At 51.8% G+C, this 26,576-nt stretch carries 27 protein-coding genes; 16 read left to right on the forward strand and 11 right to left on the reverse strand.

The genetic code is table 11. The annotated features are described in order from the left end of the window. Positions 1 to 71: 71 nt before the first annotated feature. Both DFER_RS01705 and DFER_RS01710 read right to left on the reverse strand, forming a co-directional pair. Positions 72 to 1,346: a sensor histidine kinase gene (locus DFER_RS01705; RefSeq protein WP_229206148.1), complete on the reverse strand. Its 1,275-nt coding sequence runs from the start codon at positions 1,344 to 1,346 to the stop codon at positions 72 to 74. A gap of 179 nt (positions 1,347 to 1,525) precedes the next feature. Next, positions 1,526 to 3,943, reverse strand: a complete 2,418-nt coding sequence (locus DFER_RS01710; RefSeq protein ID WP_012779964.1) for a TonB-dependent receptor — start codon at positions 3,941 to 3,943, stop codon at positions 1,526 to 1,528. A gap of 115 nt (positions 3,944 to 4,058) precedes the next feature. On the opposite strand from DFER_RS01710, the gene DFER_RS01715 reads away from it, so the two are divergent. Beyond that, complete coding sequence (locus DFER_RS01715) at positions 4,059 to 7,523, forward strand: hybrid sensor histidine kinase/response regulator (RefSeq protein WP_050774586.1); 3,465 nt, start codon at positions 4,059 to 4,061, stop codon at positions 7,521 to 7,523. Between the two features lie 12 nt (positions 7,524 to 7,535). Beyond that, entirely contained in the window at positions 7,536 to 7,835 is a 300-nt protein-coding gene (locus DFER_RS01720) for a response regulator (RefSeq protein ID WP_041734639.1), read from the forward strand. A 47-nt stretch (positions 7,836 to 7,882) separates the two neighbouring features. On the opposite strand, the gene DFER_RS01725 is transcribed toward DFER_RS01720, so the two are convergent. Together DFER_RS01725 and ytxJ are read right to left on the reverse strand one after the other, a co-directional pair. Then, positions 7,883 to 8,080, reverse strand: a complete 198-nt coding sequence (locus DFER_RS01725) for a hypothetical protein (protein WP_012779965.1) — start codon at positions 8,078 to 8,080, stop codon at positions 7,883 to 7,885. Between the two features lie 108 nt (positions 8,081 to 8,188). Further along, the gene (ytxJ, locus tag DFER_RS01730) at positions 8,189 to 8,521 is read right to left on the reverse strand and encodes a bacillithiol system redox-active protein YtxJ (RefSeq protein ID WP_012779966.1); all 333 of its coding nucleotides are present in this window, start codon (positions 8,519 to 8,521) and stop codon (positions 8,189 to 8,191) included. 214 nt (positions 8,522 to 8,735) lie between these two features. Here ytxJ and DFER_RS01735 point away from each other — a divergent pair, with 214 nt between their 5' ends. Further along, complete coding sequence (locus DFER_RS01735) at positions 8,736 to 9,287, forward strand: hypothetical protein (protein ID WP_012779967.1); 552 nt, start codon at positions 8,736 to 8,738, stop codon at positions 9,285 to 9,287. Between the two features lie 12 nt (positions 9,288 to 9,299). Further along, positions 9,300 to 9,635 (forward strand): helix-turn-helix domain-containing protein, encoded by a 336-nt coding sequence (locus DFER_RS01740; RefSeq protein WP_012779968.1) that lies wholly within the window; start codon positions 9,300 to 9,302, stop codon positions 9,633 to 9,635. A gap of 38 nt (positions 9,636 to 9,673) precedes the next feature. Here DFER_RS01740 and DFER_RS01745 read toward each other — a convergent pair whose 3' ends face one another. Continuing rightward, on the reverse strand, positions 9,674 to 11,671 hold the full coding sequence (locus DFER_RS01745; RefSeq protein ID WP_012779969.1) for a T9SS type A sorting domain-containing protein: 1,998 nt from the start codon (positions 11,669 to 11,671) through the stop codon (positions 9,674 to 9,676). Positions 11,672 to 11,911: 240 nt separating this feature from the next. Here DFER_RS01745 and DFER_RS01750 point away from each other — a divergent pair, with 240 nt between their 5' ends. The 7 genes from DFER_RS01750 (at position 11,912) to DFER_RS01780 (ending at position 16,357) form a co-directional block, all read left to right on the forward strand. Continuing rightward, positions 11,912 to 12,298, forward strand: a complete 387-nt coding sequence (locus DFER_RS01750; protein WP_012779970.1) for a DUF2958 domain-containing protein — start codon at positions 11,912 to 11,914, stop codon at positions 12,296 to 12,298. A gap of 106 nt (positions 12,299 to 12,404) precedes the next feature. Continuing rightward, positions 12,405 to 13,343 carry a ring-cleaving dioxygenase gene (locus tag DFER_RS01755; RefSeq protein ID WP_012779971.1) on the forward strand — a complete coding sequence of 313 codons (939 nt, stop codon included), beginning with the start codon at positions 12,405 to 12,407 and terminating at the stop codon, positions 13,341 to 13,343. A gap of 120 nt (positions 13,344 to 13,463) precedes the next feature. Further along, positions 13,464 to 14,087: an alpha/beta hydrolase gene (locus tag DFER_RS01760; protein WP_012779972.1), complete on the forward strand. Its 624-nt coding sequence runs from the start codon at positions 13,464 to 13,466 to the stop codon at positions 14,085 to 14,087. Positions 14,088 to 14,089: 2 nt separating this feature from the next. Next, positions 14,090 to 14,806: a pirin family protein gene (locus DFER_RS01765; protein ID WP_012779973.1), complete on the forward strand. Its 717-nt coding sequence runs from the start codon at positions 14,090 to 14,092 to the stop codon at positions 14,804 to 14,806. 43 nt (positions 14,807 to 14,849) lie between these two features. After that, positions 14,850 to 15,155 (forward strand): response regulator, encoded by a 306-nt coding sequence (locus DFER_RS01770; RefSeq protein ID WP_012779974.1) that lies wholly within the window; start codon positions 14,850 to 14,852, stop codon positions 15,153 to 15,155. Positions 15,156 to 15,170: 15 nt separating this feature from the next. Beyond that, positions 15,171 to 15,749 (forward strand): Crp/Fnr family transcriptional regulator, encoded by a 579-nt coding sequence (locus DFER_RS01775; RefSeq protein ID WP_012779975.1) that lies wholly within the window; start codon positions 15,171 to 15,173, stop codon positions 15,747 to 15,749. Positions 15,750 to 15,892: 143 nt separating this feature from the next. Beyond that, positions 15,893 to 16,357 (forward strand): PA2169 family four-helix-bundle protein, encoded by a 465-nt coding sequence (locus tag DFER_RS01780; protein WP_012779976.1) that lies wholly within the window; start codon positions 15,893 to 15,895, stop codon positions 16,355 to 16,357. Positions 16,358 to 16,417: 60 nt separating this feature from the next. On the opposite strand, the gene DFER_RS01785 is transcribed toward DFER_RS01780, so the two are convergent. The 4 genes from DFER_RS01785 to DFER_RS01800 are packed head-to-tail and all read right to left on the reverse strand — an operon-like array spanning position 16,418 to position 17,945. Next, the gene (locus DFER_RS01785) at positions 16,418 to 16,705 is read right to left on the reverse strand and encodes a hypothetical protein (RefSeq protein WP_143828628.1); all 288 of its coding nucleotides are present in this window, start codon (positions 16,703 to 16,705) and stop codon (positions 16,418 to 16,420) included. A 52-nt stretch (positions 16,706 to 16,757) separates the two neighbouring features. Beyond that, positions 16,758 to 17,006, reverse strand: a complete 249-nt coding sequence (locus tag DFER_RS01790; protein WP_012779978.1) for a hypothetical protein — start codon at positions 17,004 to 17,006, stop codon at positions 16,758 to 16,760. After that, complete coding sequence (locus tag DFER_RS01795; RefSeq protein ID WP_012779979.1) at positions 17,003 to 17,497, reverse strand: CinA family protein; 495 nt, start codon at positions 17,495 to 17,497, stop codon at positions 17,003 to 17,005. Before DFER_RS01795 ends, DFER_RS01790 begins: the two co-directional genes overlap by 4 nt. Before the next feature lie 49 nt (positions 17,498 to 17,546). After that, the gene (locus DFER_RS01800) at positions 17,547 to 17,945 is read right to left on the reverse strand and encodes a cupin domain-containing protein (protein WP_229206149.1); all 399 of its coding nucleotides are present in this window, start codon (positions 17,943 to 17,945) and stop codon (positions 17,547 to 17,549) included. A 288-nt stretch (positions 17,946 to 18,233) separates the two neighbouring features. On the opposite strand from DFER_RS01800, the gene DFER_RS01805 reads away from it, so the two are divergent. Continuing rightward, complete coding sequence (locus DFER_RS01805; protein WP_041734640.1) at positions 18,234 to 18,605, forward strand: hypothetical protein; 372 nt, start codon at positions 18,234 to 18,236, stop codon at positions 18,603 to 18,605. 286 nt (positions 18,606 to 18,891) lie between these two features. Here the strand turns inward: DFER_RS01805 and ligD are convergent, their stop codons facing one another. Both ligD and DFER_RS01815 read right to left on the reverse strand, forming a co-directional pair. Then, complete coding sequence (gene ligD / locus DFER_RS01810; RefSeq protein WP_012779982.1) at positions 18,892 to 21,600, reverse strand: DNA ligase D; 2,709 nt, start codon at positions 21,598 to 21,600, stop codon at positions 18,892 to 18,894. A 171-nt stretch (positions 21,601 to 21,771) separates the two neighbouring features. Continuing rightward, positions 21,772 to 22,530 (reverse strand): DUF72 domain-containing protein, encoded by a 759-nt coding sequence (locus DFER_RS01815; RefSeq protein WP_012779983.1) that lies wholly within the window; start codon positions 22,528 to 22,530, stop codon positions 21,772 to 21,774. 128 nt (positions 22,531 to 22,658) lie between these two features. On the opposite strand from DFER_RS01815, the gene DFER_RS01820 reads away from it, so the two are divergent. From DFER_RS01820 to DFER_RS01835, 4 genes are all read left to right on the forward strand, one after another. Beyond that, the gene (locus tag DFER_RS01820; protein ID WP_012779984.1) at positions 22,659 to 23,033 is read left to right on the forward strand and encodes a hypothetical protein; all 375 of its coding nucleotides are present in this window, start codon (positions 22,659 to 22,661) and stop codon (positions 23,031 to 23,033) included. 92 nt (positions 23,034 to 23,125) lie between these two features. After that, complete coding sequence (locus DFER_RS01825) at positions 23,126 to 24,526, forward strand: ATP-binding protein (protein WP_012779985.1); 1,401 nt, start codon at positions 23,126 to 23,128, stop codon at positions 24,524 to 24,526. Positions 24,527 to 24,560: 34 nt separating this feature from the next. Continuing rightward, entirely contained in the window at positions 24,561 to 26,222 is a 1,662-nt protein-coding gene (locus DFER_RS01830) for a response regulator (RefSeq protein WP_041734645.1), read from the forward strand. After that, positions 26,222 to 26,488 (forward strand): UBP-type zinc finger domain-containing protein, encoded by a 267-nt coding sequence (locus DFER_RS01835; RefSeq protein ID WP_012779987.1) that lies wholly within the window; start codon positions 26,222 to 26,224, stop codon positions 26,486 to 26,488. Before DFER_RS01830 ends, DFER_RS01835 begins: the two co-directional genes overlap by 1 nt. Positions 26,489 to 26,576 lie beyond the last annotated feature (88 nt).

Genomic DNA, 26,576 nt, shown 5'->3' on the forward strand with positions numbered 1-26,576 from the left:
AACAAAAAGTGTAATTGATCAAATTCGCAAGGAATTACAAGCGTGCCGCCGATCGGCCGGCTGCGGGGGGACTATAACAAATTGGGCTGCTGTACTTTCGTTTTGTCGAACATCGGGACTGAAATGTAGAAGCACGTGCCTTCGCCAGGCGTGCTTTCCAGCCATATCTTGCCGTTTTGCGCGCGGATGAACTCCATACAGAGCATCAGTCCCAGACCGACACCTTTCTCATTATCCGTTCCAAATGTGGATTCGACATTGAGCGAAAAGATGGACTGCTGCTTTTCCGGCGACATGCCAATGCCATTGTCGCGCACCGAAATGAGGCAATGCGTGCCTGCGGCCTCAGCTTTCACGTAGATATGGCCTCCGGTGCGGGTGAATTTGATTGCATTGCCGATGATGTTGCGGAGGATGAGCTGCATCATGTCACTATCCGCATAAATGCTCGCGGAAGGATCGAAATAGTAATCCAGGGTGATGTTTTTACGGGCTGCAATATTGCGTTCGAGGTTCAGGGTCTGTTCGAAAAGCGTGCGGATATTCAGCTGTTCCATATTTACCGACACCCCGTGAAGCTGTGATTTGGACCAGTCGAGCAGCTTCGAGAGCATGGCCATCGTGTTCTTGGTCGAATTGAGGAGGTCGTTTTCAATGTCTATCTTCTGCTCTTCTTCGAGGTCGTGCTGGGTAAGCAGTTCGAGGAAGTTCTGGATGCTCGCAAGCGGCGAACGGAGGTCGTGTGCTACAATGGACATCAGCTTGTTTTTCTCCGCATTCAGTTTTTCAAGCTCTTCATTCTGCTTCACGATCTGGAAGTTCTGAAGTTCGATCGCCTTCGACTTTTCCAATGCCGAGGCTTTCTCGCGCTCGTAACTGCCGCGGATGTAGTGCACACTGAAATACGTAATCGCCGCCACCACCGCATAGGCCGACATATGGTCCACAAAGCGGTTAGAGCGCGTAGTGTAAGTGTCGGGAATGAGGTAAGGATAGTAAAATTCGATCAGGCAAAGGATGATGAGGATGGTGACATTCACCGGAATCCAGACCTTGTATTGCTCGGCCGGGCTCATGGCAATGCTGAGCAGCAGGATCAGCAGCAAAAACAGGTCCGTGGGTCCGCGCAGGCCGGAATTGAGGAAATAATTGACGATAAACAGCGAAAGCCCGACGATATTGGCGAGCAATGTGCTGATACTGACCAGGTTTTTAAATCGCGATGCATAGTAAAGCACCCCCGTGATGACCAGCACGATAAGGCTGGCCAGCGCGATTTTCGGCAGTCCTATCGCATAATTGAACGGGACATTATAAGTGAGCGCAAAGATCGATATCAGGCACACCGAATGAAATATTCGGGCGTTAAGGGGAAAGACTAACGGGTCGCCGGATAGTTTGATCCACGTTCGATAGATTGAATCTTTGAGAGGCAAGATGTGCAGGGTTTCGTTCCTACAAATATAATGTACCCGTTTTCATTATGCACAAGTAGAATTAATATTAATTGATTTGTGGAGATTCCCTATCCTTTGATGCGGTTCAGCTCATCTTCCGAGCCCGATCTCCGGCTCCGCGCCGCTTTGATTTCCTTGCTTCCGAAGCGGTAGTTGAAATTGACCCGCAGCATTTGCCCTTCGAACCGGAACCGCAGTCGCGTTTCGATGCCTGCATAAGCCGAAGTGTAGCCGCCCCGGGCCGTATGGAACACGTCGCTGAACGTCATTTTAACGCTCGCATTCTCTTTCCAGAACTTCTTTTGCACGCCCACATCCACCATGCCCATCTGCCAGTTATAGTCGATCCGGCGGTAGGGCGAGTTGTACCAGCCGCTCAATTCCACAGTCCAGTTGTTTTTGAGCTTAAATGTGTTCTGCCCGTTGAGGTTGAATGCGGTGGTGCGGTTGTTGACGATCAAGCCATTGTCCAGTGCCGCTTTCCAGAGATTATGGTAGCCGCTGATATTGAAATTCAGTTCCCACCATTTCGTGATCGGGGTGGTGAGGCTCACGTCGAGGCTGTAACCCTGGGAATAATCGAGGTTTTCGGTGATGAAGTAGGTACGACTGCTGTCGTAGGGAATGCGCAGACCCACCACGGGAAATTTCGTGCGCCTGTACCCGAGTGAGGTCGTGAGTATGCCTTTGTATACATGCGAGAGTTTGAAACTGTTGGCATATTCGGGTTTCAGGAATGGGTTGCCTTTGGAATACACGAGTTCATCTACACGATATTCAAAAGGATTCAGGTTTTGGTAGCTCGGGCGGTTGATGCGGCGACTGTAATTGAGGTTCCAGGTGTGGTTTTTCGACGCCCGGTAAGAAATGGCCCCGCTCGGAAAGAAGTTCAGATAGGTCGTATCCACTTTGTCGAGGTCGTTGTGCTTGTAGCTCGTCAGGTCGCCGAGAGATTTGGTGCGCTCGGCGCGTATGCCGGCCTGCAAATCCCACTTTTTGCCCAGTGAAATATTGTAATTGATATAGGCCGCATACACGCGTTCGAGGTATTTGAAGCGGTTGCTGCGATTGGTATCAATCACTTCCACATTTTTGAGGACATTATAGAAGTTAAATGTATTGTCTGAATTCACATCCGACAGTTTCGCACCATAGCCCAGTTTGCCTTTTTTGAACGGCTGCTCGTAATCGACCTTGAAGGATCTGATGGTAATGTCGACGGGCGTTTCGGTGACGTAGTTGCGTTCGAGCGGTTCTTCGCTGGTTGTGCGGAAATGGTATTTGTTGGGCTGGTAGCTTACCCCGCGTGAAGAAAACCAGCCGTAATCGGCGTCGATGTTCAGTTCATGCCCGGTGGTGTCGGCATAACGGTAGTTGACGTTCAGGTTGAGGTTTTTGTTCTTTTCGGGGTTAGAAGTTCGCGACGATAGCAGCAGCGAATCGGCCATCAGATTGTTGCGTTTGCTGATGAACGTTTCGCTTTCACCACCGCCGTTGTGGTTGCTGATGCGCCCGTTGGCGCTGAAACCGAGGGTGTTTTTGGAATTGATGAAATAGTCGGCCCCGATTTTGGCGCTGTGCGTGGTGTCGCGCCAGATGCCGTGCCATATTTTGTTGTAGGCCACGTTGTTAAGGATCTGGTCGTCGTACGTCGTGTTATGCCACGCGCCCTGGTTGAAGCCGTAGTTGCCGAAAACGTTGAGTTTTTTATCCCGGTGGTTGAGGTTCAGAGACGCATTGTATTTTGGGGTAATGCCAAACATGCCTCCCAGGCTGACGTTGCCATTGGTGCCGAGTTTCGCATTCTTTTTCAGGCGAATGTTGATGATGCCCAGGTCGCCCGCCGCGTCGAACTTGGCGGAAGGGTTTGTGATGATCTCGATGGCTTCGATATCGGCCGAGTTCATGCTTTTCAAGGTCGATGCGAGGTCTTTTCCGGCGAGGGGAGAGGGGCGGCCGTCAATATAAATCCTAACCCCGGTTTTGCCGCGCACGAGGATATTTTCTTCCCTGTCCACCTGCACGCCCGGTGAGCGCTGCAACAGGTCGAGTGCATTGGAGCCGGTGGCATTGATGCTCGCCTCGACATTGAAAACCATCCGGTCATTTTTCACTTCAATGAGCGGCTTGCTGCCCGTTACCTTCACCTCGTTGAGCTGATTGGCCTCGGCTTGCATTAAAATCGCCGCAAGGCTCACATCCTGGCCCGCCACTTCGAATGTGGGCGACTGGTACAATTGCTGTCCCACGGCCGTAACGCGTACAAAGTATTTGCCATCCGGAATGCCGGCAATTCTGAATTCCCCCTGAACATCAGCTACATCCGCTTTAACGAGCGTGGAATCTTTGGCCAGGTTGACCGACACGGCGGCGAAGCCTACCGGTTCTTTTTGCTGGTTGCCGACGTGGCCGCTTACTGAGTATGTTTGCGCGAAGCTCGTAAATGAAATGGCATGGAGTAACAGGCAGAGTAACGTTTTCTTCATAAATGGCTAATGTTCGTATAGCGCAAAGAGTAAGATTTGCGGTTTATGTTGCATTAGCCGGTAATTTTTCTACTTTTAGTCTATCGTCGACGTTTCTCTATCGAATGAAGTGCCCATGAAAGCGCAATTCTACGGGTTAATATTGCTATTATGCGCGCTATGCTTTCAGCATGCGCTGGCGCAGGAGTTCGTGCCGCGGTTCAGGCGGCATACCACCGATCAGGGGCTGTCGCAAAGCCATGTGAGTGCGATTTTGAAAGACCGCCGGGGCTTTGTCTGGTTTGCGACGGAAGACGGCCTCAACCGGTTCGACGGCTATAAATACACCCATTACAAACACGACGCTGCGCAGCCGGCGTCCATTCACGACAGCTTCGTATTGTCGCTGCTCGAAGACGAAGCCGGTAAAATGTGGGTAGGGACCTCCACCGGCCTCGACCGCTATGATCGTGACACCGATGGCTTCGTGCATTACCCGCATCCGCGCAGGAACCTCGCGATTCATACCATTTTCAGGGATAGCCGCAACCGCCTCTGGCTGGGTACCGATAAAGGTTTGTACCTGTTCGACCGCGCCCGCGGCACGTACCAGTTATTCACGTATGCGGGCCTGGATGCGCGGGCGGGTAGCGAGTTTGTGACCACCATTGCCGAGGGCCCAGGCTATATGCTCTGGATTGGAACCGAGCACGGGCTGTTCAAGCTGGATGTGGCTACGGGCAAAATGACCGCATTCCAGCCACGGAAACCGGCCGGAAACCGGTTGAATTCCGAGTGGATCAAGGCATTGGTTCATGATAGGAATGGCAATCTGTGGGTGGGCACGCACGGAGGGGGTGTATTGGTTATTGATCGAAATGGCGCCATCCTGCGGCATTTTACGCACAATTCTGCCGACCAGCGTAGCCTTTCTCATAACGACATTCTTTCGATGATGAAAGACAGCCTGGGGAGAATGTGGGTAGGCACGGAGAACGGCGGGATCAGCATTTACGACCCTGCTACCGACCGCTTCACGTCCGTGCGCTATGATCCCGAAGACCGGCATTCGCTTAGCAATAATTCGGTTTACAGCATTTACGGCGACAATGCAGGCAATGTATGGGTGGGCACCTACGCTGGCGGCGTGTGTTTTTTACCCAAATTCGGGCCGAAATTCGAAGCATTCCGCCAAAAGGCAAGTTCGGGGAATAGTTTGAGCAACAACACCGTGCTGGCTATTTGCGGCGACAGTACCGGAAATTCCGTCTGGATCGGGACCGATGGTGGCGGCCTCAACCGTTTCGACCGGAAAACGAAGCGTTTTACCTTTTACAGGCATCGTCCAGGCGATCCGCGCTCGATTTCGAACGACTACGTGATCTCGGTGGTTTGGGTGGCGAAGGATGTGCTGGGACTGGGTTTCCACAATGGCGGTTTTGATTTTTTTAATGTCAGAACCGGCGAAGTAGAGGGGCACCACGTGGCCCGGGATGGCGATCCTAACAGCCTTTCAATCTCGGATATAAACAATATCACACGGGACAGGGACGGCAACCTCTGGCTGGGGACCTGGAAGGGCGGCCTGAATTTTTATAATACCAAAACACGCAGTTTCCGACAGTACCGGCACCAGTCGAAAGACCCATCGAGCATCAGCGCGGATATCGTCACGACCGTTTACCAGGATCGGAAGGGAAATATCTGGGTTGGTACATTCGGCGGCCTAGACCTGCTACTGCCCGATCGGAAGGGTTTCAGGCATTTCAAGACCAATTCAAAAGACTCTCTCAGCATTTCCCACGACAAAGTGCAATCAATACTGGAAGCTGAAAACGGCGACCTGTGGATCGGAACGGTAGGGGGCGGACTTTCCTATTTCGATCAGAAAAAGCAGGTTTTTAAGTCGTACAGCGAGAAAGATGGGCTGGCTAGCAATGTCGTATTCGGTATTCTGCGCGACAGGCAGGGCTATTTATGGATGAGCACAAACAGGGGCATTTCCCGTTTTAATCCGAAAACCAAAACATTCAGGAACTACGGCATTTCCGATGGACTGCCGGGTAACGAATTCCGTGACAATTCGCGGTTCCAAACCGCAGACGGCCAAATGTACTTCGGCGGCATCGACGGGTTTGTCAGTTTTTATCCCGATAGCCTTCGCTACAACGACTTCGTTCCGCCGGTGTACATTACGGGCTTCCAGATTTTCAACCGGCCTGTCAGCACCGCGAGCGGTCACCAGATCCTCAAACAGCAGATCAGCGAGGTCAAAGCCATTACCATCCGGCACGACCAGTCGGTGATCACCTTCGAATTTGCCGCATTAGGCTTCACCGTGCCGGAAAACAACCAGTATGCCTACATGCTCGAAGGGTTCGACAGACATTGGAATTACACCGGCAACCAGCGCACGGCAACTTATACAAACCTTGATCCGGGCACTTACACGTTCAGGGTGAAGGGGTCCAATAATGATGGTTTATGGAATGAAAACGGCGTTTCCATGCAGCTTACCATCACGCCGCCCTTCTGGCTTACCTGGTGGTTCCGGTTGCTTTGCCTGCTCCTGGCGATAGGCCTTGTTGTGGCCATCTACCGTATCCGGACGTACACGATCCGGAACCAGAAGCGCGTGCTCGAACGGCAGATTCAGGAACGGACGATCCAGCTGGAACGCGCGATCAGCGTCCAGCAAGCCCTTGCAGAAAAAGCGGAGCTGGCAAACCGGGCCAAAAGCGCGTTTCTCGCCACGATGAGCCACGAAATCAGGACGCCGATGAACGGCGTGATCGGCCTGGCGTCGTTGCTGGCCGAAACGGAGCAGACGGAGGAGCAGCGCAATTTTACCAAGTCCATTCAGTCATCGGGAACCGACCTGCTGAATGTAATCAACGATATCCTGGATATTTCCAAGATCGAATCCGGTAATATGGAGCTGGAAGAGAAGGAGTTTGCATTGCGGACGTGTATTTGTGAGGTAATGGACCTTTTCCGTGTCAAAACCGCCACGCAGCCGCTGAACCTCACCCTGAAAATTGATGACAATGTACCGTCCCGCATCATTGGCGACCGGCTGCGACTTGGGCAAATTGTGACTAACCTCGTCGGCAATGCCGTGAAATTCACGCCCGGTGGCGAAGTGGGCGTGCATGTGTACGTGCAGACGCAGGAAGGCGAGGAGGCTGTTCTCGGCTTCGAGGTGACCGATACGGGGATCGGCATCGCTGAGGATAAGCTCGATAAGCTGTTCAAGCCTTTTTCCCAGGTCGACTCGTCGACTACGCGGAAATACGGAGGAACCGGTCTGGGATTGGTGATTTGCGAAAAACTCACGAAGTTGATGGGCGGGCAGATTGAAGTGAAGAGCCCGCTCAACCAAGGCAGCACATTCCGCTTCACGATCCGGGCGAAAGTGGCGCCCGAGTCGCACGAACCGGAAGAACCCGCACCGGGGCGCGACGATTCGGGAAAGAAATTGCACTCGGACTTTGCAACCCGGTTCCCGATGTCGATACTCGTAGCGGAAGATAACAAAGTGAACCAGATCGTGATCATGAACACGCTGGGCAAGCTGGGCTACCGCGCCGACCTCGCTTAAAATGGCCTTGAAGTGCTTGAAAAAGTGGATAAGACCACCTACGACGTGATCCTGATGGACATGCAAATGCCGCAAATGGACGGGCTAGAAGCGACCCGGCAGATCAAAGCCCGCGAAACTTTACATCCGTACATCATCGCCATGACGGCCAATGCGTTGCAGCAGGACAAGGAGCGGTGCCTTGCCGCCGGAATGGACGACTACCTGAGCAAACCCGTGATCCTCGACGACCTCGTGGAGCTACTGGAAAAGTGGGCACTCCGGCTCGGATCGTGGATGCCGGACGCGGCAAACAAAAAGAGCAGCTTTTAGGGCTGCTCTCCTGCGTTTGTAGATGATGAAGTGTTAATAAGCCTTTTCTAGTGTGTCGTTTTATATTGTGCTAAAAAATCCGTTCCAACCAGGCCGGATTCTGTCTCTCTCTTTGCTTTAAGCCGTTTGACGAAGGCAGCTGCATCATCGGCCAGCAACTCTTTAAGGTGCTTTCCTCCGAGATGGTCATAGTACCAAATCCATACCATTTTCTCCGAAACGATCGAATAATGCAGGCCCGTCATGATTTCCGTTTGTTGATGTACAAATATACTGGAATAAATCCATTTGTATGGATTTATTCCAGTATATTTTTCTAAAAACTTTCGGAAAGTGTTTTAACGGATTGAAATTCAATTCAAAGACGCCAGCGACTCTCGCAGCGAAACATCTTCGTGCGAAGCGTCGTAGATGCATTGCCCGCCTTTCACGACGAGGATCTGTGGAGATTCGTGCTCAACACCAAAACTGTTGGCAATCGCCATCGACTCCCTGCGGTTCTGGATCACATCTACAATATATATGGGAATTTGAACGTCGGAAGCGGCATTCACTTCTGATTTAAGCTGCCGGTAGGCCATCAGGCTGGTCATGCATCGCGGGCTGTGCTTATATATAATCGAGTAATCGGTTGATTGAAAAATATCCTCTACCTCTGCTTCACTACTAATGGTAATCCAGTTCATAACCTGCTTAAAATTTTGTCAAATTATTTGCAACAGCCTACACAACATTGAAAAGGTGGTTTTTCATTCCATTGGAGCTGCAAAAGTGCGTGGGGGAGATGATTTGGGCTGAAATGCTGTGTGAGTGTGTGAAAATAAAATCTGTTACTAAACCCGAATGCAGACGTACCAAGAATGGAGAGTGAAAAATATGTAAACCTATAAGTTGATTTCTATGAAAACCGATGGTATATTTGAAGTGGTGCCGGGAAGCTTGTATTCTGTCCGGTTTGCGGGTGAGTCGAAGCATGAATTGAGAAAGGTATTTGAGCTTTGGAATGACTGGGCGTATCTCGAATCATTTTTTGATGAGCATTATGCAGATTTGCTTGCATTTTGGGAAAATACCTCGGTTGAGGAAGCAGTGACAGCCACCATTGACGAGGCTCATAAGCTCGAAAAAGCGCTTTTACGTATCGCGCATTTGGGTAGGGACGGAGGTTTTGAAAATCTGTCCACATTGTTCAAGCCATTGCAACGTTACACGTGCGGACTGGAAAAACTGGAAAGGAGTAAGGCGCGGGGGTTTCGTATGCATAGCTGGCTGCGCATATATGCCATCAGATTGAGCGTGAATCACTTTGTGATAACGGGTGGCGCGATCAAACTGACACGAACGATGAATGAGCGGGCACATCTGGAAGAGGAGCTGCGGAAGTTGGATGCCGTTCGGGAGTTTTTGAAGGTTGATCAAAAAGATGAATTTGGGTTGTTTGAACTTTTCTGAATTTCAAATTATATGGATGCACTAACAAAACTAAAATTGACGGCGGTGCCGGACACCGAGTGGGTCAAAGACGCCGAATACAGGCAAGAAAATCGTTATTGGCTACGTGTTTCCGGCACAATTGCTCTGGCTGTTCTCAGAACGCTGCGCGAGAAGGGGATTACCCAGCGCGAGTTTGCCGGGTTGATGGGCTGTTCTCCGCAGTACATCAGCAAAATCGTGAAAGGCTCCGAAAACCTCACTTTGGAGACGATCTGTAAAATGGAAAAGGTGCTTCAAATCAAATTGATTGAAACACCTTTCAGCCATTTGCATGACGAAAAGCATTCGTCGCAGGCGGGGCAATAGTCACTTAATGCCGGGAAGTTATCCCGGCGGAAAACCAGCTATTTTACAATTTTAAACTCGCGCCCGTCCACATTCACCACATACAGACCTGTGGGAAGGTCGGCGATGTTGACTTGCATTGATTTTTCCAACGTCTGGCTCCTGCGGATCAGCCGGCCTGTGCTAGTGTAAATGTCAATGCGGTTCAACGCTCCGGCAGACTCTATCGTGATGACGTCCGTTGCCGGATTGGGGTAAATGCGCACGGCCTCGTTGCCATCGATGCGAACGCTCACGATGCGGGTCAGGTCCGATTGGCCGTCCGCGTCGATTTGCCGCAGGCGGTAATAGTAGGTGCCTTTCGGCAGATATTCATCTTCATACTCGTAATACGAACTGGCCCGTGAGTTGCCGGCGGCATTCACGGCTTTAACGGTAGCAAATGTGCGGGAATCGGTACTTCGCTGGACTTCGAAATGGGATGCATTCAGTTCCGATGCGGTCGACCAGTTGAGTACCACACGCCCGTGGTCGCCCACGCGGGCCGTGAACGACTGCCAGGTGACGGGCAATGCGCTACCTGATACAAATAAAGTGGGCGAGAAAACCGCATTCCGGTTGGGGTCGATGACTTTGAGCTTGTACAATCCCGCGCCTACGGTCCACTGCTGCGAGGTGTGCTGGACCTGGTTGCAGTTGTCGCCCATAAGCCAATTGTACTGGTGTCCGCCCGGGACAGACGGTCCGGTGAAGGTGACTTGCGTGCCGCCGGGAACATACACGGCAGCAACGGCCGGTGGCGGAGTTGCCGCGTAGGGGTTCGATTGGCTCAGGAATTCCGGCGTTATCTTATCCGACCAGAAGCCCGCGAGGTGCAAGAGCCCGGAGTAGATCTGGCCATCCGGCGATTGCGTAACCCCGTCGCCGCGGAAATGGACCTCGTCGTGCCGGTATTCGATGCTGTAATAAGGATCTGTTTCCGGGCCCTGGAACACGTGCGGATAAAGGCCGTCGTTGTTGATCAGCTCGTTTTGTGCATTCACGACATTGGTGGAAACACGGCTTATATTGTTGACCGTAAACCGCGACGCGCGTGCTACTACCCAGGCAAGGTTAGGCTTTCCGGATAGGTTCCTGCTCGCATTCACAACATCCCACAATCCCGACAAGTACCGGCTGTAAGTGTCGTCGCCCGGCTGTTCGAGCAAATTATCGGTTTCGCCCTGATGCCATAAAACCGCCCGCACGCCCAGCTGCGCGATGTAATTGTTCAATGCGAGCCGCAAATGTCCGAATGGAAGGCCGGTCGGAAAGGTGTAGCCGAATGCGCTCGTGGTGATCCCGTTCGGGTCCGTGGTTTGTTTCCAGTTGTTGATTCCGGTGCTGGACCACCCGGCATTAAAAATCATGACGGGCACGCGGAATTTCTCATAAATCTTGTCACCGAACGATCCCCAGCACCAGGCATAATTGCCGAACGGCGCCATTTTGGTCTGTGCATCCAAATGCACAAATGCCGGGCATGGGAGCTGTACATCCGGGTAAGGGGTGATGGTGGAATTTGCGGGATTGACGTTCTGAAAATCGACGCTGTTTACCTGGTCGTGTGCTGCGCCGGGGCCGTTCGGGTTCGAGTCGCCTCCGGTGGCATTGGACTGTCCCGCTACCACAAACACCTCGCCCACGCCCACACGGGCTACGGACGCCGCCGCCGATGTGCCGCCAGCGTTCACGCCGCGCACTTCGAGTTGATACCAGCCGCCTTTTACGCGCAATGAACCGAGGAATTGCCCGGCGGAAATCTCATTGTCGAGAATGGCCCAGCTTCCGTCTGCCGGGGATGGTGTGCCCTCGCCGGCCACGCGCGGCGTGAGCCTGGCCTCGATCCGTTGATAGGCCTGCGTGACGTACCCACCAATGTATACGTCGGCTTCGTTGGCGTTGTCACGCTGGAATACCGCACGCTCTGTTGGAAATGTTACTACAACCTGCGAGAATACATTTAGCGAAGCAGTTAGAATAAAAATGGTACTAAATAGTGATAGATTTCTTTTCATACACTGATTTTTAAAGAGGATGGATAGAACTAATACTTACTCAAATGATTGCAAATGGGTAAAAGCAGCGGTTACACGCTCGTGAGGGCGCATATGCTGTTTTTGGACAAATGGTAGAAGGATAAATATTGGGGGGAAGTTAGGTAAATATGCATTGGAAAGAATGCCACCGGCAGAAAGGAATTATTTTATGGTGCGCCCGCGCTTCGGCGCCCGGACAAAAACCTTAAATTTGCCCCCATGTCTAAAATGATTCCTCAAAACCTGATTGAGATTATGATCCACAATGCGCAAGAGGTGCAAAACCAGCTTGCGAAGGATCACGCGCCCGTTGTGAAGTTGCATTCCAAGTACGGAAAGGCCATTTGGCTGCTATCGGAGCTCGATCCGGTGAACAATATTGCGTTCGGCCTCTGCGATCTGGGCCAGGGGAATCCAGAGCTGAGCTACGTGTCGCTTTCCGACCTGGCCAGCCTGAAACATGCCCGCCTGAAAGTACCGATGGTGGAGACAGATCCTTCATTCGATGGAAAATTTCCCATGAGCATTTACCTCAAAGCCGCCAGGGCTGCCGGAAAAGTGGTGGAAGATGATGCGGTGCTAAGTCTGCTGAGCCCGCTCGAATAATTTTCAGCATTTCTGTTTTTCTTGTCCTAGTTCAATGCCGTGCCCCTGCCCGGGAGTATACCTTTGTATCATCAAAAACAAAGAGACATCTTAACTGAACAAGACAATGGAAAATAGAATCAACGGCATCCACCACATTACAGCTATTGCTGGTGACGCGCAAACCAACTACGATTTTTATACAAGGGTATTAGGCCTGAGAATGGTGAAAAAAACCGTCAATTTCGACGATCCCAATACCTACCACTTTTACTATGGCGACGAAAACGGTACGCCCGGCACGATCCTGACTTTCTTCCCATGGGGTAACCAGATTCCCGCTGGCCGCCGCGGAACACGCCAGGCCACCGAAATCGGTTATTCCGTGCCCGAGGGTAGCCTCGATTTCTGGTTGAAAAGATTGGAGGCCAACAAAGTGACCTATAACAAACCCGCCGAGAAATTCGGGGAGCAATACCTGACTTTCCTCGATCCCGACGGTTTGAAATACGAACTGACCGTGCCCAAAGTCGCCGATAACCGCACGCCATGGACGACACCCGAAGTGACAGCCGAATACGCAACCCGCGGTTTCCATAATGTGACGATCACGACGACCAACATCGCCGAAACCGCCAAAGTGCTGACCGACATCTTCGGCTACCGCCTCGTTGAACAGCATGTAAACCGCTTCCGTTTCGTGACGGACGCCGTTGACAATGCAAATATCGTTGACCTGGTGGAAGCTCCCGGCGAAAGAGCGGGCCATGTAGCGAAAGGATCGGTGCACCACATTGCTTTCCGGGTGGCCAACGACGACATTCTGATGGAATTCCGCCAGAAAGTACTGGACGCCGGTTTGCAGATCACCGATAAAATCGACAGAAACTACTTCTACTCGCTCTATTTCCGCGAACCAGGAGGCGTACTGTTCGAAATAGCCAGCGACAACCCAGGCTTCGCAACCGACGAAACCGTTGAGCAACTAGGCTCCGGCCTAATGCTCCCCCCACAATACGAGCCCCGCAGAGAGCAGATTGTGAAGGTATTGCCGGTGCTTGGTTGATTTTAGAATGATTGAATGATCGAATGATTGAATGATTGAATAACTGAATGTACTATTCAATCATTCAATCATTCAGTCATTCAACATTCAAATCCAAACTCAATAAAATCAAACACTCCCATGTACACTCATAGCAAACAAATCATCACCAGCGGGGTGCCTGTTCAGCGGGCTAAAAAGGCGGTAGTCATGCTGCATGGCCGGGGCGGGACTGCTGCGGATATTATTTCTCTTCAAAAAGTGCTGAAACTGGATGAAATGGCAATTTACGCGCCGCAAGCGACCAATAACAGCTGGTATCCTTACAGCTTTATGGCGCCGGTGCAGCAAAACCAGCCGGCGCTGGATTCGGCGTTGGCGCTGGTAGGAGAGGTGGTGGCCGAAATAGAGGCGCAGGGCATTCCGGCGGAGCAGATCTACTTTGCCGGCTTTTCGCAGGGCGCTTGTCTTACTTTGGAATACACCACCCGCAACGCGCGGAAATATGGCGGGATCATCGCTTTTACGGGAGGGTTGATCGGCCAGGAGCTGGCAATCGGCAATTATAAAGGTGATTTCAAACAAACTCCCGTATTTATCTCCACCGGAAATCCTGACCCGCACGTGCCTGTTTCGCGGGTGCAGGAAAGTGTGACGATCCTCGAAGATATGAATGCGGCGGTGAGCCAGGTTGTGTATCCGGGACGGCCGCACACCATTTCGGGAGACGAAATTCAATTGGTGAACAATACGATTTTGAAATAATCATGAAAAATTCCGTACTGCATCCGGCTGCGTCGCGCTTTTACGCCGACCATGGATGGCTCCAAAGTGCTCAAACTTTCAGTTTTCACGGAAATTACGATCCTCAGCGCATCCAGTTCGGTGCGCTGAGGGTGCTCAATGACGATACAGTCAATGGCGGGAAAGGCTTCGGCCGGCATCCGCACGATAACATGGAGATCATTTCTATTCCTTTGGAAGGCACGCTCGAACATCAGGACAGCATAGGCAACGTGGCCGTGATCCGCCGGGGCGAAATCCAGGTAATGAGCGCGGGAACTGGCGTTTACCATACCGAATTCAACAAAGATCCTGACGAGCCGGTTACCTTCCTGCAAATATGGTTGTATCCCAAAAAGCTGAACGTGACACCGCGCTACGACCAGATGGAATATGCTTCGGGCAACCGGCATAACCGTTTCCAGCAAATACTTTCGCCCGACCCGGCCGATGAAGGCGTGTGGATCAACCAGGATGCCTGGTTTCACCTGGCCGAGCTTGATAAAGGTTTTGAAATTGATTATCGGCTCAAAAAAGATGGAAACGGCGTGTATCTGTTCGTGATCGACGGAAATGTGGAGGTGGACGGACAATCGCTTGCCAGGCGCGACGGGTACGGATTTTGGCCGGAGTCGGTTGTGCCGGTGAAAGCACTGGAGAAAAGTTCGGTTCTGGTGATCGAGGTTCCTGAAAAATGGTAAAGTCATCTGCCGGTGCGAAATCGCCGGCAAAACGATCGTTAACATGTCGCAGATCAATATCCTGGCAGTAGCCAATCATCCGGAAATCCTTGAAACTATTATCCGTTTGATCAATCAGAATGAACAATGGCACGGGATTCCGGCCGGTTCTTTGGAGGAAGCGGAAGATGTACTTCGTTTAAATTCGGTCGATTTAGTACTTTTGGGCGTGGGTGTGGATGAGGACACGGGCGAGCGCATCACTTCGCTTTGCAATGCCATCAACCCTAAGATCGTTTGCCTGCGCCATTTCGGAGGCGGCAGCGGTCTCCTTTATTCCGAGATCCGGCACGCATTGGCCGGAGGCTAACCGATTGACCGGATCATGTTTGAAAAAATTAATAGTTACGCACTGAGGTGCCTGCCTTTCACAGCGCAGGACCTCGATCATTTCGATTCTTTACTTCAACACAAAACCTTTCCGAAAAAGACCTTCCTCTTGCAGCAGGGCGAGGTTTGTCAGTTTGAAGCCTACATTCTCAAAGGCTGCATCCGCACTTATTATATTGATAGCAACGGGGCGGAAGTAACGCTGCAATTTGCCGTGGAGGATTGGTGGGTGAGTGACATTACCAGTTTTCATAACCAGTCGCCCAGCCACGTTTACATTGAAACGCTGGAAGATTGCGAAGTGCTGATTCTCACGCCCGAAACCAAGGAAAAGCTCCTCTCTACCGTCCCGGGCTTCGAACGTATGTTCCGCCTGATGGTGCAACGCAACCTCGCCCAAACGCAGGAACGCCTATTCAGGACGATTTCCACGAGCGCCGTCGAAAAATATCTCGATTTTTTGAATCGCTATCCCGCTATTCCACAGCGTGTTGCGCAGCATTACATTGCTTCTTATCTGGGTTTTTCACCGGAGTTTTTAAGTAAAGTCAGGCGGAAGCTGAGTGAAAAGTAGGCTATTGTAACCGATAGCGGGTCACTGGCTGCATATACGGCGCAAAAACCTCCACAAATCTGCATTGTGATAACCGCCAGACAGGCTGAATCGAGCTGGAACAGATGTTTTTACAATGAGCGCAACACCAAACATGTACAATCATGGCACAAAATGCAGCAATCATAGAAACGCTCAACGACCTGATCCTGATCAACAACGACCGCATTGCGGGATACGAAAAAGCATACGACGAAACGGATACCGGCGACACCGACCTGCGCTCGCTTTACAACAGCCTGGCCAACCACAGTCGCGATAATGTACTCGAACTGAGTGGCGAAGTGACTGCACTGGGCGGCGAGCCTGCGACTGGTACGATGGTATCGGGCAAGTTGTACCGCGTTTGGATGGACGTAAGAGCGGCATTCAGCAGCGACGGCCGCAAAACTTCCCTGGAAAACTCAGAATTCGGTGAAGACGCAGCTCAAAAAGCCTACGACTCGGCATTGGAATCCAATGACCTGACGCCGGAACTCCGCGCGCTCGTCACCCGTCAGAAAGCTACGCTGAAAAGTGGACACGATACGATCAAGCGACTCCGCGATTCGGAGAACGCCTACCATTGATCAAATTACATTTCGTCAACAAACTGAAAGGGGCCGGCATTATGCCGACCCCTTTATTTTTTACTCGTTCCGGTCAGGTTTGCCGACATCATTATCATGTTTTTTCCGGGTCGAGTCGGCATTCAGGTTGCTTTGATTGGCCGGGTAGCCCAATTCTTCATTCTGGTTACCTTCGCCCACGCCCATCGCTTTGTTACTTTCGGCCCCGCTGCTGTCATTCGGGGTCGTTTCCGAGGCACTGCCGGAGCCTTCGCCCCCGCGTTCCTGATTGTTGGTGGTGCCGCAGGATGTGAGCAGTATGCCCGCTGTGATACATAACATTGCCAAACTGGCTCTTACTCGTTTCATAATTGTCTTTGTTTGTTGATTAGCTGCGAAATATTACAAAAATGATACCGCGTCAGGTCCGTCCTTTCGCGTCCCAATGGTCCTTCACCACTTTTCCTTCGGCGTCGCGTACCGTCACCCTCGTGAACCGGTTGCCGTTGATTCGTCCGGCGGCATCGCGGGTGCCGATGAAGAGCATCACGGGGTTACCGTCGCCATCGGTCCGGAAAGTGAGGTCGTACCGGCCGAACTTTTTGTCGATGGTGCTATCAGGCTCGTATCGTTTGGTGAGCTCTTTGAGCAATTTGTCGCCGATTTTCATGCCGGTTCGCTGATGACGGGAATCTCTTGCAGTATCAGGCTGGCTACGCCGTCAATGCATTGGAGCATAATTTCCTCCGGCGCTCCCGAATACTCATGGCGGACGGCCAGCGATTTACCTCTCGTGCAAAGGTGTATGAACATCGTCCCGACGGGCTTTTCAGGCGTTTCGCTGCCACCAGGGCAGGTGAGGCCCGTTACCGCAATGTGTATGTCGGCAGGAATGAAAACTTGCAGGCGCTCGGCGAGCTCGCGGGTTACCTCCGCGCTTTCCGGCGTGAAATGCCTGAGCATATCTTTGGGAACGTGTAGAATGCTCTCTTTCAGTGAGGCGTCGTAGCACACCAGCCCACCCTTCAATATCGTTCCGGAGTCGGGGCACAGCGAGAACTCTGCCGACAGTCTGCCGGCGGTGGCACTTTCAGCAAAAGCGACGGTGAGCTTCCGTTCAGCAAGTGCTTTGCTGCATTGTATTACAATGGTAGATGGCATAGTTAGTTACAAAGTTTTTGCATGTGCGATCAAAAACTCTGCCAGCCAGCTACGCTTTGTAGGTGGTTATGAGAATTTCCGAATCGGCCAGCGCCGTGATGGAATGCGGCAGGCGTGCATGGAATGACATCATCTGGCCGTTTGTGGTGTAAAATACCCGCCCTTCGGTTGCCACCTTCAATTCACCGGACAACACCTGAAACGTGAGGCACTCGTCGATGGAATGGTCGTTGAGCGTCGCGCCGGATTTCAGGATCGCGATCACGATCGTGATTTTGTCCGATTTGTAGACGGTGATGGCGTTACGGTCATTTTTTACCCACGATTTTTCTGATCTCAGCTGTTCGAGATACATAGGAATATCGGTGAAAACATAGGGCGCATCCAGGATGCGGTCTCCGTCCGGGCGGTTGCCGGTGGAGTGGTTCGATTTGATTTCCATTGCCATGGTGAATAAGGGTTGATCAATACGCAGGAAATGCAGAAAATCATGCCATCACGCGCTCAGTATTATTTCAATAAAATTTATAAAAAAATACCCGCAATGCAATCGCAACTCTTATAACCGGTTGCCTCATAGCGTTGCACTGAATTGCTTTTTACCGTGAAATTCTTGGCTCGAACGAATGACTTTTGCCTTTTGCTCACAAGATCGACCGTTAGATAAGTGAAATGGTACTTTTTTTAGAGTTATTCCATTATTTTTGGGCATCACACTCTTAACTAAAATTTAGCTGTGGAAATCAATAACAGGGAAATCGGCGTTACACTTATCCTGATCTGCATGGTCGCTTTTTGGATTTTATCGTCCATGCGCAAGCGGATTGCGGAAGAGAGAAAGAAGAAGATTTTAAAAGAAGGCGTTCAGGCGAATGCCACTGTGCTGGCGATCAGACCGACAGGCGAATACCTTAACAATCTGCCCGAATTTCAGGTACAAGTACAAGTAAAACCAACGGCAGGACAAGATTTTGTGACGGAAATGCGCGAAGTGCTTCCTTATACCAAGTACGATTCGCTGCGCAAAGGCACCCAGGTGCTGGTGAAATATGATCCGGGATATTACAAAAGAGCGATTTTCCTGCAAATGGCAGAAACGTTGATCTAAACTTCCGATCAACGGATATAGTTAAGGGCCCGAACAGGGCCCTTTTTTTGTTTCCGCCGATAAGCAATAAAAAGTGCGTGTATAGTGCTTAACGTGCTAGTGTGTGTAATATGGCGACTAGTGTGTGGCAGCGTAACGAGGCATCTATTATTGTCAACGGTGTGTGAATTCAGTCGGTGTCTATGGCTACAAACAAAACACGAAAATCTACCTTTGCCAAAGTTGTTGAATGACGTGCCGGGGACAATTAGCAATCGGTAAATCAAGCCTCGAAAAGTCCAAAATATCAGCCCATTTTAGCAATCACCTCTTCCAGGTCGATCCCTTCACCCAACACCGGTTTGAAAAGGTCGCCTTCCCGTTGAATGCGGTCCATGGCATTGTAAATCGTGAAATCTTTCAGTTGCAGGCCCACTTTCACCTCCTCCCAATGCAAGGGCATCGACACCGTCGCGCCGGGTTTCGGGCGTACGGAATAGGGGGCGGCCAATGTCGCCTTGGGGCGATTTTGGAGGTAATCGATGTAAAGCTTGCCCTTGCGGTTCTTGGTCAGGCGCTCCACACTCGTGAAATCGGGGAGCTGCTGCTGCACCTGGCCAGCTACCCATTCGGCGAAGAGCTGGCATTGGTCGTAGCTGTATTTCGCGCCCAGCGGGATGTAAATGTGCAAGCCGGTGGAGCCGGAGGTTTTGCAATAAGATGGTACGCCAAGCGAATCCAGGAGGTTTTTAATGGCCTGCGCGGTTTCTATCACTTGTTCGAAAGTGTTGGTCGTGTCAGGGTCGAGGTCGAGCAGGCACCAGTCGGGATTGTCGGGCGTTTCAATGCGGCTGTTCCAGGGGTTCACGTCAATCGCCCCCAGGTTAGCCATATAAAGCAAAGTGGCCTCGTCGTTGCAGAGCATGAAGTTTTTGTTCTCACCCTCCGAAACATAGGGCGTCGTTTCGATCCATTCCGGCACTTTGCCCGTCACATCTTTTTGGTAAAAACTCTTGCCCCTAATGCCGTTCGGGAAGCGGTTGAGCGAGAGCGGGCGGTTTTCGAGGTAGGGCAGAATCAGCGGCGCAACCTGGTAGTAATAGTTAATCAGCTCACGCTTCTGGATCTTGTCGTCGGGCCAGTAGAGTTTTCCCAGATTTGAGAATTTCACCTCATGTCCGCTGATTTTGCGCACCTGCGTTTCTTCCTTAGGGTTCAAAAGCGTCTTCCGTTTCGCTCTGCCCGGTTTCCGGATGATGGTCTCGCTCTGCTCATTCGCGTCGTCCACGATTTCCTCCGCTGGTTTTTCCACCTCCCGCACCACTTCCTTCGCCGATTTATCCTCGCGCATTCCCTCAAACGACGGATGCCTGAACACGCCGTCGGCCGTAATTTCCGTAAAGCTGATCTCGCACACCAGCTCCGGTTTCAACCAGGTCGCATTCGCGTGGGGCGGGTTAGGACGGAAGCGCGAGGGCTTGTTGTAATCGGGGGTTTCTTTGAAAGGACTTTTCTTGGCGATCAGCGGCTTGAAGAGCGCCATCATCTCCTTTTGCTGTTTTTCCTTGAAACCCGTGCCTACTTTGCCCACATATTGCAGCTCGCCATCGGCATAGGCAGCCAGCAGCAGCGCGCTGAACAGCTTGGATGAGCCTTCGTTCAGGGTGTAACCGGCGATGATCACCTCCTGCCGTTTGTTGATCTTGATTTTTAGCCAGTCGCGCGTGCGGAGGCCGGGGTAATATTCGCTGTCGGATTTTTTGGCCATAATGCCCTCCAAGCCCATCTTCTGCGCTGCTTCAAAAAACGCAGTACCGTCCGCTTCGACGCTGTAACCGAGCTGTACCGGACTGTTTTCATCCACAATGCTTTTCAAAATAGCTTTTCGTTCGCTCAGCGGCAAATGGATAAGGCTCTTGCCTTCGAGCCACACAATGTCGAAAGCGTAATACACCAGTTCGCCGTCGGCCTCGCTGCGCCAGTTTTGCAGCGCATTGAAATCCGAAAGGCCTTTGTCGTTGATCACCACAATTTCGCCGTCGATCACCGCATTGATTTTCCATTCCTGCAATTGCTGGTAAATAGGATAAAATTTGTCGCTGAACGATTTCCTGTTCCGCGATTGCAGCTTTACCTCCCCATTGTTGAGATAGGCCAATGCCCGGTATCCATCCCATTTTACCTCATATTCCCACCCGGGATCGTCGAACGGCCCGTCTACCAGCGTAGCGAGCATCGGTTGCAGGTCATCCGGAAACTTTTGCTTTTTGCCCTTTTTCAGAATGGCTGCTATGTCCTCGTCCGGACTTTTTTTTTCAGTGGCGGCTTCTTCGGCAGGATCTTTCGCTTCGGTTTTAGCGGCTTTCGTTTTGCCTTTGGTTGATTTCTTTTCTTCGTGATTGCTTTCCCAAATGGCGTCACCGGCCTTTTCGATGCCGGCGAGCGTGCGTCGGGAAACGGCCGAGCGGTCTTTCTCGGTAATGTCGTCCTCAGATGCGTATTTGTCGCGGTGCTTGATCAGCAGCCACGCGTTCTCCTCCATGCCTTTCGTTTTCACCAATGCATATTCGCCTTTCACTTTCTTGCCATTCAGCCGCACTTTCAGCGAGCCCGAATGCAGCTCTTTCAGCGCCAGTTTTTCCCGGGCTTTTTTGCCTTTAACAGCTTTCAATTTTCCATTTACTTCTTCCAAGGGCTCATACGTGCCGAAATCCCACACCATAACCGTCCCCGCGCCATAGTTTCCCTTGGGGATAATGCCCTCGAAATCCTTGTAATCGTACGGATGGTCTTCCACCATCATCGCCAGACGTTTCACCGACGGGTCCGTGGAAGGACCTTTCGGGACCGCCCAGCTTTTGAGCACGCCTTCCATTTCCAGCCTGAAATCATAATGCAGGCGCGTGGCATCGTGTTTCTGGATCACAAAAATAAGCTCGTCGTTATCGCCCTTGCCGCCCTTCGGCTCAGGCGTTTTGTCGAATTTGCGTTTTTCGTTGTACTTGGAAAGTGTCATGGCGGGAAGTTAATGAGTGAATGACCCAATGATTGAATTTTGAATGATTGAATGATTGAATGATTGAATGACCGAATGATTGAATGACTGAATGATTGAATAGGTTTTCTATTTTCTTTTGTTGGGTGACTATCTAATATTCAGTCATTCAATCATTCAATCATTCAAAATTCATCCAGGTACCGGTTCTCTAACATCTACCATCTCCTGCAATCGCCTCGCGTTGTCCAGCGCGTGGCCGCCTACGTCGTTGTTGAAGAAGGCCCACACTTGGTGACCGTCTTCGGCCCAGGTGGATAGCTTTTCGGCGTAGTCTTCGAGGACGTCGTCGGGGTAGGATGAGCTGTATAGCGACGTGGGGCCGTGGAAACGGAGATATATGTCCTTAGCGGTAATTTCTTCGTGATAGGGGAATTGGTCGGCTTGTGAAAAGACGAGGGTGATGCCGTGTTTTCTCATTAAAACAATGCTTTCCTCCGAGAACCACGACGGGTGCCGGACTTCCAGCGCGAAGCGAAAACCCTCGTACCGGTCTGTTTCTTCGTAAAATCTACCGGCTACTTCTGCGTGAAACCGCGAGTTGGCAGGCAGCTGGATGAGGATCGGGCCCAAGCGATCGGCGAATGGTTGGAAAATGTTGAAAAAGCGGTCCAGCGGCTCCTGCGGGTCGCGGAGCTTTTTCAAATGGCTCAGGTACCGGCTCATTTTCGGGCAAAAGATGAAGTCCCTGGGCACCATATCGAGCCATTTGGCGACGATCTCCCTGGAAGGCAGCTTGTAGAAGCTGTTATTGAGTTCCGAAACGTGGAAATGTCGGGCATAAAATGTCAGGTATTCCGCAGGTTTCACATTTTCGGGATAGAAAATGCCTTTCCAGTGCTTGTAACTCCAACCCGAAGTGCCGATGTGTATCTTTCGCTCCACTTTCATTTTCAGTTCGTTGTGGAGCCAATGAAAGCAATAATCATACCGAAGGATAAACGGAATGGCGCGAAAAGCACCATTGCGGTGCCGCGGAATGGTTTTTGAATTTTACTGTTCAAACAAATCAGATAATAATGGCAACTATCGATATCCCGGGAGTAGAAGCCCTGGGCGACCAGGAAGAAACGCTGGGCACTGCCGAAGACCTTCGCGAGGAAGTGGTGCTCGACATTATGCAGCAGGAAATCGTCGGCAGTATGGTTAAGATCGAGTTCGAAACGTCGCTCGGCCTTTGTACCGGGCATTACCTCTCAACCGAACTCGGGCACGAGGAGATCAACCTCGAAGCCGACTCGTTCGAGCGGTTGAAACGGCTCTTCCCAACGTGCAACGGCGCTTTTGTGCACCCGGCTAACCGCGATTGGGTGGAGGTGAGCGTGGCGGAATCCATCGGCGGACTGCCGGAATACAAGATTTACAGCCGCATTGTAACAGGCGGAATTGTATAGAAGCTGCATTTCGTTGTGCATCGGCCAAAAAAACCGGAGCATATGCCGATTTATTTCGAAATTGCCCGAATTGAATTCAACCATTACCAACCATGAAGGAAATCGGCGTAAAGGATTTGCAGGCGATCGAAGTGTTTCGCGAGGTGCCGGACGACCAGCTGCAATGGATGATCGACCGCAGCCAGCATTACGAACTGCCCGAGGGCGAGCTCATGACCCGTCCCGGCGAGCCGCTCACGGGCACCCACATCCTGTTTTCAGGGCGCATCGAGCTGTATCGCATGCAAAACAACACGAAGCACGTGATCGCCGAGCTTGCGCCGGGGGCCGTGACGGGCATGCTGCCGTTTTCGAGGGGCAAAATCGGCATTGCATACGGCGTGTGCCTCGAACCGACGCAGCTCATGACGTTTCCGAAGGAGCTATTAAAAGAACTGATCGTATCGCATTATGAGCTCACGCAGGCGCTGGTGATCGTGATGACCTCGCGGGTGCGGGAGTTTACCGAGCTCGAACAGCAGAACGAAAAGATGATGGCGCTCGGAAAGCTTTCGGCCGGGCTGGCCCATGAGCTGAATAACCCCGCGGCGGCGATCGTGCGGAGTTCTGCCTCGCTGAAAGAGCATTTGTTGATGCAGCCGGATTCTTTTAAATCGCTGCTGTCAATCCATTTGTCGCACGAGGAGATCGACCTTTTGAATGATAAAATGGTGAGTCTGCTCAACAATACCAGCCGGCCCGTGCTTTCGATGATGAAGCGGTCGGAAAAGGAGGACGAAATCCTCGACTGGCTTGATATGAACCGGATCGACGGTTGCGACGACATTGCCGATAACCTGGTGGAATTCGGGGTGGGCGAAGGCGATCTCGAAGATCTGAAAGCCAGAATCAACCACACCGACCTTTCGCCCGTGCTGACGTGGATCAACAACAGCCTCACTACGGAGCGAATGGTGGCCGATATTCAGGAAGCGTCCAAGCGCATTGCCGAGCTGGTGGGCTCAGTGAAAACCTTCACGCACATGGACCGCGGGGGCGAGCGCGAATATGTGGATATTCACGTGGGCATCCGCAATACGCTCATCATGCTCAACTACAAGCTGAAAAAGGGGAATATCAAAGTAATGGAGGATTTTGACCTTACATTGCCGCCTGTAAAGGCGATGGTAGGCGAGCTCAACCAGGTGTGGACGAACCTGATAGACAATGCCATAGACGCGCTCGACAACCAGCCCGACGCTGAACTGACACTTATCTCGCGCCGCGACAAGGAGTTTGTAAAAGTGACGATCTGCGATAATGGTCCCGGCGTGCCTGCGGAGATCCGTTCCAAGATTTTTGACCCGTTTTTTACGACCAAATCGGTGGGAAAAGGCACCGGGCTTGGCCTGGATGTGGTGAACCGGATCGTTCGCCAGCATCGCGGCACGGTCACGCTGCATTCACAGCCCGGCCGCACCGAGTTTGTGGTTTGTTTCCCTTTTAATGGATAATTTTGACTCTCAACTAACATTAATAAAAGCTCCCATGGCTTTGCCCATCATCTTTTCGATTGACGACGACCCGCAGGTGCTCCGGGCGATCAGCCGCGACCTGAAATCCCACTACCGCGAGAAATACCGCATTCTGAGCACGACATCCGTTGCGGAAGCGATGGAAAGTCTGCTCGAATTGCAGAACCGAGGCGACGAGGTGGCCATGTTTATTTCGGACCAGCGGATGCCTGAAATGCAGGGCGTGGATTTCCTGCAAAAGGCGATGAAAATGTTCCCTTTTGCCAAAAGGGTGCTTCTGACTGCCTATTCCGACACCGAGGCCGCGATTAAGGCCATTAACGACGTGCAGCTGGATTACTATCTCATGAAGCCCTGGGACCCGCCGGAGGAAAAGCTTTACCCGGCCATCGACGAGCTGCTCCGCGACTGGCAGGGTAACTACCGCCCCGATTTTAAGGGTATTAAAGTGATAGGTTATCAATTTTCACCCAAAGCACACGAAATCAAAGACTTCCTGGCCGGAAATCTGGTGCCTTACCTGTGGCTCGATGCCGAATCGAGCGAAACCGGGCGACAGATTTCCCAAAGCAATAACCTCTGCCCGGTGGATTTTCCGGTGGTGATATTCGAAGATGGTTCTTTGCTTAAAATGCCGTCGCTGATCGACATTGCCGAACGCATTGGCTTGAATCCCAAGACGAAACAGCAGATTTACGATGTCGTGATCATCGGTGCGGGGCCGGCTGGGCTGGCGGCGTCGGTGTATGGCGCTTCGGAAGGTTTAAGTACTTTATTGATCGAGCGTAAAGCGCCTGGGGGTCAGGCTGGTACAAGTTCCCGGATCGAGAATTACCTGGGCTTTCCTACGGGTTTGAGCGGGGCCGAGCTCACGCGCCGGGCCATCACGCAGGCGACGCGCTTCGGGACGGAGTTTCTTTCGCCGCAGTTTGTGAAGGAAATCAAATTGAAGGATCAATACAAAACCGTGGTGCTGGGAGATGGTAACGAAGTGAATGCCAGGGCCGTAGTGATCACGACGGGCGTTGACTACCGCAAGCTGGATACCAAAGGCGTGGAGGACTTCACCGGAAAGGGCATTTACTATGGCGCGGCCAGTACCGAAGCCAGCTCATGCGGCAATAAAGATGTGTATGTGCTTGGCGGGGGCAATTCTGCGGGGCAGGCGGCCATGTATTTGTCGAAATTTGCCCGTAGCGTGTACATTCTGGTCCGGAAAAACGATTTGACGTCGTCCATGTCGTCATACCTGATCGACCAGATCGCCGGCACGGAGAATATCAGCGTACTGGGTTGCACGGAAATTGTTGAAGCGCACGGCGACGGACACCTGGAAAACCTGAAACTGGTGGATTTGAATACCAATGAGGAGCGGACCGTTCCTGCCGACGCGCTATTCATCTTCATCGGCGCAAAGCCTTACACCGACTGGGTAGGCCTCGAAATCATCAAAAACAAGAAGGGCTTCATCGAAACGGGCCGGGAAATGAAGAATTACGATAATTTCAGGGAAATCTGGAAGGCCGATCGCGACCCTTATTTGCTGGAAACAAGTTCACCCGGCATTTTCGCCGCTGGCGACGTCCGTGCGGGTGCAATGAACCGCGTAACATCGGCCGTAGGCGAAGGTTCTATGTCCATCAGTTTTGTTCACCAATATCTAAGCGAAGTATAATGGAGCAGGTTTGTAAGCATATTGAAGATATTCAGGAGATTAAGGTCGCCGACCAGCTGGTGTGCGAGGAATGCCGGAAGGTAGACGGCTGGTGGGTACATTTGCGGACCTGCCAGACCTGCGGCGCGACCCTTTGCTGCGACAGTTCGCCCGCCAAGCACATGACTAAGCATTTTCATCACACCGGTCATCCGGTGGCATCGTCGGCCGAGCCCGGCGAGCGGTGGCTTTGGTGTTACAAGGACGAGGCATTCGTAGAATACTAAGCCCTGAAGCTTCCGTACCACAAAAAAACATTGCCGGAAACGAAGCCGCAGCGGCCTCGTTTTCGGCAATGTTTTCATTTAGGCCTGC

The sequence above is a fragment of the Dyadobacter fermentans DSM 18053 genome (genome assembly GCF_000023125.1).
Lineage (GTDB): Bacteria > Bacteroidota > Bacteroidia > Cytophagales > Spirosomataceae > Dyadobacter > Dyadobacter fermentans.

Excerpts from the sequence above, each read along its gene's own strand:
- ligD (WP_012779982.1), bottom strand. The coding sequence starts at position 21,600 with ATGACACTTTCCAAGTACAACGAAAAACGCAAATTCGACAAAACGCCT.
- DFER_RS01795 (WP_012779979.1), bottom strand. The coding sequence starts at position 17,497 with ATGCCATCTACCATTGTAATACAATGCAGCAAAGCACTTGCTGAACGG.
- DFER_RS01820 (WP_012779984.1), top strand. The coding sequence starts at position 22,659 with ATGGCAACTATCGATATCCCGGGAGTAGAAGCCCTGGGCGACCAGGAA.
- DFER_RS01790 (WP_012779978.1), bottom strand. The coding sequence starts at position 17,006 with ATGAAAATCGGCGACAAATTGCTCAAAGAGCTCACCAAACGATACGAG.
- DFER_RS01815 (WP_012779983.1), bottom strand. The coding sequence starts at position 22,530 with ATGAAAGTGGAGCGAAAGATACACATCGGCACTTCGGGTTGGAGTTAC.
- DFER_RS01745 (WP_012779969.1), bottom strand. The coding sequence starts at position 11,671 with ATGAAAAGAAATCTATCACTATTTAGTACCATTTTTATTCTAACTGCT.
- DFER_RS01760 (WP_012779972.1), top strand. The coding sequence starts at position 13,464 with ATGTACACTCATAGCAAACAAATCATCACCAGCGGGGTGCCTGTTCAG.
- DFER_RS01835 (WP_012779987.1), top strand. The coding sequence starts at position 26,222 with ATGGAGCAGGTTTGTAAGCATATTGAAGATATTCAGGAGATTAAGGTC.
- DFER_RS01750 (WP_012779970.1), top strand. The coding sequence starts at position 11,912 with ATGTCTAAAATGATTCCTCAAAACCTGATTGAGATTATGATCCACAAT.
- DFER_RS01755 (WP_012779971.1), top strand. The coding sequence starts at position 12,405 with ATGGAAAATAGAATCAACGGCATCCACCACATTACAGCTATTGCTGGT.
- DFER_RS01740 (WP_012779968.1), top strand. The coding sequence starts at position 9,300 with ATGGATGCACTAACAAAACTAAAATTGACGGCGGTGCCGGACACCGAG.
- DFER_RS01715 (WP_050774586.1), top strand. The coding sequence starts at position 4,059 with ATGAAAGCGCAATTCTACGGGTTAATATTGCTATTATGCGCGCTATGC.
- DFER_RS01710 (WP_012779964.1), bottom strand. The coding sequence starts at position 3,943 with ATGAAGAAAACGTTACTCTGCCTGTTACTCCATGCCATTTCATTTACG.
- DFER_RS01825 (WP_012779985.1), top strand. The coding sequence starts at position 23,126 with ATGAAGGAAATCGGCGTAAAGGATTTGCAGGCGATCGAAGTGTTTCGC.
- DFER_RS01785 (WP_143828628.1), bottom strand. The coding sequence starts at position 16,705 with ATGAAACGAGTAAGAGCCAGTTTGGCAATGTTATGTATCACAGCGGGC.
- DFER_RS01770 (WP_012779974.1), top strand. The coding sequence starts at position 14,850 with ATGTCGCAGATCAATATCCTGGCAGTAGCCAATCATCCGGAAATCCTT.
- DFER_RS01775 (WP_012779975.1), top strand. The coding sequence starts at position 15,171 with ATGTTTGAAAAAATTAATAGTTACGCACTGAGGTGCCTGCCTTTCACA.
- DFER_RS01725 (WP_012779965.1), bottom strand. The coding sequence starts at position 8,080 with ATGACGGGCCTGCATTATTCGATCGTTTCGGAGAAAATGGTATGGATT.
- DFER_RS01735 (WP_012779967.1), top strand. The coding sequence starts at position 8,736 with ATGAAAACCGATGGTATATTTGAAGTGGTGCCGGGAAGCTTGTATTCT.
- ytxJ (WP_012779966.1), bottom strand. The coding sequence starts at position 8,521 with ATGAACTGGATTACCATTAGTAGTGAAGCAGAGGTAGAGGATATTTTT.
- DFER_RS01765 (WP_012779973.1), top strand. The coding sequence starts at position 14,090 with ATGAAAAATTCCGTACTGCATCCGGCTGCGTCGCGCTTTTACGCCGAC.
- DFER_RS01830 (WP_041734645.1), top strand. The coding sequence starts at position 24,561 with ATGGCTTTGCCCATCATCTTTTCGATTGACGACGACCCGCAGGTGCTC.
- DFER_RS01780 (WP_012779976.1), top strand. The coding sequence starts at position 15,893 with ATGGCACAAAATGCAGCAATCATAGAAACGCTCAACGACCTGATCCTG.
- DFER_RS01800 (WP_229206149.1), bottom strand. The coding sequence starts at position 17,945 with ATGGCAATGGAAATCAAATCGAACCACTCCACCGGCAACCGCCCGGAC.